General features: G+C 69.8%; 4 protein-coding genes. All 4 read right to left on the reverse strand.

The window, feature by feature from the left end; all coding sequences use genetic code 11:
• On the reverse strand, positions 1 to 1,157 hold a 1,157-nt coding region (locus APZ21_RS02945; protein ID WP_054811651.1), incomplete at its 3' end, for an AAA family ATPase.
• 747 nt (positions 1,158 to 1,904) lie between these two features.
• Positions 1,905 to 3,692 carry an AfsR/SARP family transcriptional regulator gene (locus APZ21_RS02950; protein ID WP_019045688.1) on the reverse strand — a complete coding sequence of 596 codons (1,788 nt, stop codon included), beginning with the start codon at positions 3,690 to 3,692 and terminating at the stop codon, positions 1,905 to 1,907.
• An 11-nt stretch (positions 3,693 to 3,703) separates the two neighbouring features.
• The gene (locus APZ21_RS02955; protein ID WP_019045687.1) at positions 3,704 to 4,453 is read right to left on the reverse strand and encodes a DUF8176 domain-containing protein; all 750 of its coding nucleotides are present in this window, start codon (positions 4,451 to 4,453) and stop codon (positions 3,704 to 3,706) included.
• Positions 4,454 to 4,557: 104 nt separating this feature from the next.
• Positions 4,558 to 5,700 carry a lipase family protein gene (locus tag APZ21_RS02960; protein ID WP_054811652.1) on the reverse strand — a complete coding sequence of 381 codons (1,143 nt, stop codon included), beginning with the start codon at positions 5,698 to 5,700 and terminating at the stop codon, positions 4,558 to 4,560.
• Positions 5,701 to 5,759 lie beyond the last annotated feature (59 nt).

The following is a 5,759-nucleotide window of genomic DNA, read 5'->3' on the forward strand; positions in this document are numbered from 1 at the left end:
GCCACCACCTCGCGGTCCTCTTCCGGGGCGGCCCCGAGGAGGTTGGCCATGGCGGTGTCGGGGTCGGTGGCGGCGGCGATCTTGCGGAACGCCAGCAGCTCGCGCAGTTGCGGGGCCCACCCGACCTCGCCCTTGGCCTGCCGTGCGGCCAGCTCGCGGGCCACTTTCACCGCGCGCCGTTCCACGCCGAGCTGGGTGGCGAGGTCGAGGTCGCTGACCACCTGCACCTGGAACGCGAACCGCGAACTCAGCGCGTCGGACAGGATGGCCCCGTGCACGCCGGGGTTGTGCCCGGCTACCACAAAGAAACCGGGCTCGGCTTTGACCACCTCGCCGGTGGCTTTGACTACCAGCTCTTTACGGCCGTCCATCGCGGGATACACCGCCGCGAGCACGGTCGGGGAGATGAGGGTCGCGTCATCGATGAACAGCACCCGGCCCTCTTTCATCGCGCGGACGAGGGGGCCGTCCATGAAAACGAAACGGCCGTCCGGGGTTTGGGTGTACTCGCCTACGAAATCGGCGACCGTGGTGTCCCCGTCGCCCTGCACCGTCAGCAGGTCCCCGTAGGCGGCCTCGATGAGCGAGGTCTTCCCGGTGCCGGGCGGGCCGTACAGCAGCACCGGAACCTCGGCTGCGCGCATCGTCTGCAACACATCCACATCCGCGCGCCCGGCGAGCTTGCGCAGGTGGTAGTCCTGCCCGTTCGGCCGGGCCACCGTGTTACCCGTGCGGGCCGGGGCCGCCGGGGCGGCGGGCGCGGCCGGGGCCGGGGCCGGGGTGGCGGTTTTCTTGGTGCGGCGGCGGGCCGGTTTCGGCTTGCTGGGGGCCGGGGCCGCCGGGGTGGCAGGCACGGCCGGGGCCGGGGCGGCGGCCGGGGCGGCGGCGGTGGCCGTGGTGGAGGTGGCGCGGTAGCGGCGGGGCGCGGCCGAGGTGCGTTCAGCGTGCCCGGCGGCGGTCAACGCCTCGAGCGCGTTGCCGACCGCACCGGAGGACCGGCCGAGCCCGGTGGCGATTTCCCGGGGCGACTGTTCGCGAACGGGGTCGGCGGCCAGCGCGGCGGCCACCATACGGCGAAGTTCGCCGTTGGGCAGGCGACCGGCGGCCGGGGCCGGGGTGGTAGTGGTCGGGGCGGCGGGGGCGGTGGTGGCGGGCATCGTGACTCCTGCAATTTCCGTTCCGAATTCGCGCCGGTTTCCGGCATACGTGCGGCGTGGCCGCCATTCGGATTTCTGCGAATTTCCCGGCGAATTCCGGGAACGGGGTCGACGCTAGCTCGACCTCGAACAGCCTCACAACCCCGAAAAGCGCTCAATTTTCCGGAATTTTTCCGGACAATGGCGAGTCCGGCTAGGCAATACGGAAACGCGGCGCGGACATGCGCTCGCCAGCCAGGCCACGCCTCGGCCGGAAAAGACTGGAAAGAATGGAGAGATGATAAGCAATAGGAAGGCGAGAAGGGGGCGAGGAAAGGAAGCAACCGAACAGGTAGGCAGACGCGAGAGGTCACAGAGAACCAGGCGTCAGACACCGCCCGAGCATGTCTATACATCTTTGTGTATAGACAATCCCCGCCGATATCCGCCCAGATATTTGCCCGCTGACCTGCTATTTCATGCAGACAGGGTGCGTCGTTCCAATCCTCGCACTGAATCATGCATCGAATCTCGCCATGGAACATCGCATGGATAATTTCTCATCGAGCCACTCAGGCAAAAGGGAGCTCCACCCTCGCAAATAGCAATGAAATACCCGGCGCATGAATACGGCCTTTTCAGCAATTCTTGAATTGAACAGAGCAACACCCCGAACGTGCTGAATGCCGTTTCGGAAACGATCGGAATACCGATTTCTACAGTAATCGACAATCAGCGCGAGCGGTAATATCCGGGCCACATAGGACTCTATTTCTTGGCGCGGCGGAGCGTTGCGAGAAGCTGTCGGGTTTCCTGACTCGGAGTCTGGCCGATTTCGGCGAGTCTCCGCGTCAGAAGGCTGTAGGTGCGGGCGAGTGCGGCGGTTTCACCGAGGCGGGCGTGCAAACGCAGGAGGTCGTGCCAGACCGCTTCGTTGTAGGGGTCGTTCTCGACAGTGGTTTCGAGCATTCCCAGGGTGGCGCGGGGGTCGTCAGTGTTGCGGGTGGCCAGCCAGCTCAGGGCGTTGAGCGAGGTGCGTCGCGCCGATTCACGGATGGATTGAACCCAGGTGTCGGTGAGGTCGCTGGCCAGTTCGCTCGTGGCCAGGGCAGCGATGCGGCGAGCGGCGTCGGTCTGCTCGGTGTCACTGCGGGCGTGGCGGCGTTGCGCTACCGCCGCGTTGAAGTCCCAGTAGTCGACGCCGAGGTGGCCCGAGAGCCGGACCTGGGTGCGGTCCTCGGCGAGTGCGTCGGTGATCTGCCCGCCGGTGGCGGTGCCCAGCGCGGCGCGTAGGCGGCTCAACGTGTTCGCCAGCGCGCTGCCGCCCCGGTGTCCGGGTCGCTGGCCCCACAACAGCTCGATCAGCTGCTGTCGTGGCAGCCCTTCGGGATGCAGGGCGAGCACGGCCACCAGTTCGCGGGCACGCGGCTGCAGCTGCGTGGTGATCTCCACGCTCTCACCGGATTCCGCGTCGTGCCAGAAGATTCGGGTGGGCCCGAAGACCCGCACCGTCAGCGCGGGTGCACCGTCGGCCGGTGTCGGCACCGGCGCAGTATCGGTGGTGTCGGTCTCGGGGTGCGGGATCGGCTCAGGCGCCGCGGCGAGGTCGCTCTCCGCGAGTTGGCCGGCATCCTCGGCCTCAACCGCGAGCACAGACTCAGAGGACGGTGCTGCGATGGTCTCAGCGATGTCCACCACCACGGGCTCGCGTAGACGAGGGCGCGGTGTAGGCACGGTGGCGGGGTCGATGCTGTAGATCCTCGGACCGTCCTCGCCGCGGCGTCTGCGGCGGTCCTGGCGGACCGCAGGGGCCGCGCGAGGTGGGTCGAACTGGCCGGAGTGTTCGTAGCGGCGCAGCTGGATCTCCACGTCGATGATGGTGCCGCGCGCGGGCGGGATCAGGTGCTGGCGTGTGCGGCGGCCGGTCAGCAGGGCACGGGCACCGGCGCGGGAGGCGGGCAACTCTCCCACGACCGGGAACCCGATCGCGTCGATATAGGCGCGGCTGCCGCCGATGACCACGATGCCCCGAGGGCGTCGACGGCGGGTGAGATCGAGGACCCGCTGCGCGGCGGGCCCGGGATCGATGTGCTCGGCGCGGACCACGAACAAGGCGGCGTCGGCGGCGGCGATCACCGGATGCGCGGGTGAGCCTGGCTCGGGGACACCGCAATCGGCGAATATCGTCGCGCCGAGCCCGCGCCAGCCCCGGTCCGGATCGGTCAGCAGCGCAGCGGCCGGAACCGGATCGTCGGGGTCGTGCCCGGGCGGCGCGGCCAGGAACGCCTGCCCGCCGGGCAGATACTGCACGTGCTGGGCCAGGAGTTCCGGGGTGACGGGCAGGCCGAGGGCGCTTCGGCGGGCTAGGCTCGCCGAGCCGAGATGCGGGTCCGCGCCGACCATTTCGGCGAGCTGGCCGCCTGCGGGGTCGGCTTCGACGATGAGCGCGGTTTCGGGGCCGGGCCAGGTGTGGGCGAGCGCGACGGTGGTCGTGGTGGTCCCTGCGCGCGAGCTCAGTCCGGCGACGGCGATCAGGTACGGCGCCTGCGGCCTCATCGATGGGTTTCCTATCCCTGTTTTTGGACGTTGGAGATCAGCAACGCGCCACCGGTTTCGGCGGGGCGGGTGTTGATCAGCTGGAGGTAGTCGGTCCGTGTGCGGTCGGGGCGAATCTCGGCGATGTGGACGTTGGCGGTGGTCGGGGCGATCGGGGTGATCGCGACGCAGTGGCGGGTGCCGGGTGGGACGGAGGCGATGCCCGCGGCGAGGCCCTCGAAGGTGATCCCGCTCTCCGGTGCGAGCAACGGCATCGCGCGCGCCGCATCGCGGTGGATGTAGTAGGCGGCCTCGAAAGAGGCGATGACCCCGGCCAGGGTGGCGGGGTCACCGGCGCTTTCGGTGACCACCTCTCCGGTGAGCCCGGTGCACGGACCCGAAACCGTGGTGCTCGAGCTGGGCGGGGCGGCCGTGGACGGCACCTGCGCGCCGGTGTCGCCGGTCTCCTCGGTCGGCACCAGCAGGACCCCGGCCAGGACGGCGACAGTGGCCGCCAGCGCGGCCCAGGCACCGCGCGGCAGCCGGTCCGCAAGACCGGTCCCCCACCGGGGAACACGGGCGGCGTCGGCCGTGCCGGGAGTCTTGCGTATCCGGTTGAACCAGAACTCCTCCGGTAGGAGTGGCTCGTCTGACTCGTCGAGGTCATGGCCGGAGCCGGTGTCGGCGACGAGCCGCAGGTCCGGAAGAGTCTGGGGCAGGTCGACCCAGGCTTCGGCGCCGTCGTCCTCGTTCTCAGGTGGGTTGTGCGGGTACCTCGGCATTCATCTCGCCTCGCCTCGGGTCAGATGTCTCCGGGGCCTGCCCGCACCCCGGGAAGGGGGGTTGCGGGGTGCGGGCAGGGTTCCCCGGAGGGGTCAGGGGTGGCTCACGCGCTGGGCCGCACTTCGGCCTCGGCCGGTGCCGGGATCGGTTGGGACACGGGACCGTTGGCGATGTCGGTGGTGAGCCGGGCCAGGACATCGGAGATGGCCCAGTGCGCGGTGCTGCGGTGGTCGCCGTCGTACTCGCGCCAGTCCACCGTCGTGCCGCGCTGTCGGTAGGCGATCAGCGCCTTGCGTCCGGCGCGGACCGGCACGATCAGGTCGAGTTCGCCATGGTAGAGGTGCAGGGGCACATCGGATTTCACGTGCGCCAGCGACTCCAACGCGAGAACCCGCCGCCACCAGTGGTCGTTCCACGGATCGGGCTCACGGCACCAATGCGCCAGCCGCTCGGGAAAGCGCTGCAAGAGTTCGACGACGGTGAGGTGTCGTGCCTCGGCAGCAGCGACGAGACCCGCTTCGTTGAGCACGTGCCGCAGCGGGAGCTGGTTGTAGGCGTGAGACAACCCGATCAGCCCGGCGAACGCCAACCCGGCCAGACCGGTGCGGGTGCCCCGGCCGACCAGCGGGGCCAGGACCGCCAGGTCGGAGAAGACTGCTCCGGCAGCGACGCCGCGCAGGTCGATCTCCGGGGCGTACCAGCGCTGCAGCTCCCCCGCCACCGCTGCGATCCGGCCGCCGTCGGCGTATCCCCACGCGACCACCGGCGCGACCGGCAGGTCCAGGTCCGAGGCGCGGTAGACCGCACGAGCCAGGTCGAGGACCGGTTTGGCACCGGCGGCGCGGGCGGCGAGGAAGGTGTGCGGGCCGGTGCCCGCGCCGAGTCCCTGCCCGTCGGGGATGGCGACGACCCAGCCTCGCGTGAGCGCGGCATCGATGCCGGCGAGGTCGTACTCGGTCCCGGTAGCGAGCAGCTGCGAGGGCGCGCAATGGCCGCCCAATCCGCGAAACGGTGGGCAATAGAGCAGAATCGCTCCGGTTCCCGGTTTCGGCTTGGCCTCGGGGATGCAGACGATCGCCGAGGCCGCGATCGGCTGAGACCGCGAATCGGTGGTGACGTAGACGAGTTGCCACGCCCCGGCCGCGCCCGCCAGCTGCGGAACGAAGACGGGTCGGGCGCGCACGATGTCACCTGGGCGAACGCCTTCGCGCAGGATCGGTGTCTGGTGGAAGTCGCTGATGGTCATGAGGGGCTCCCGGCGAGGTCGTGGGCAGCGGCGGTCAGCCACGCGGCCCCGCTGGCGAT

The organism is Nocardia arizonensis (assembly GCF_001310275.1).
In the GTDB taxonomy this organism is placed as follows: Bacteria; Actinomycetota; Actinomycetes; order Mycobacteriales; family Mycobacteriaceae; genus Nocardia; species Nocardia arizonensis.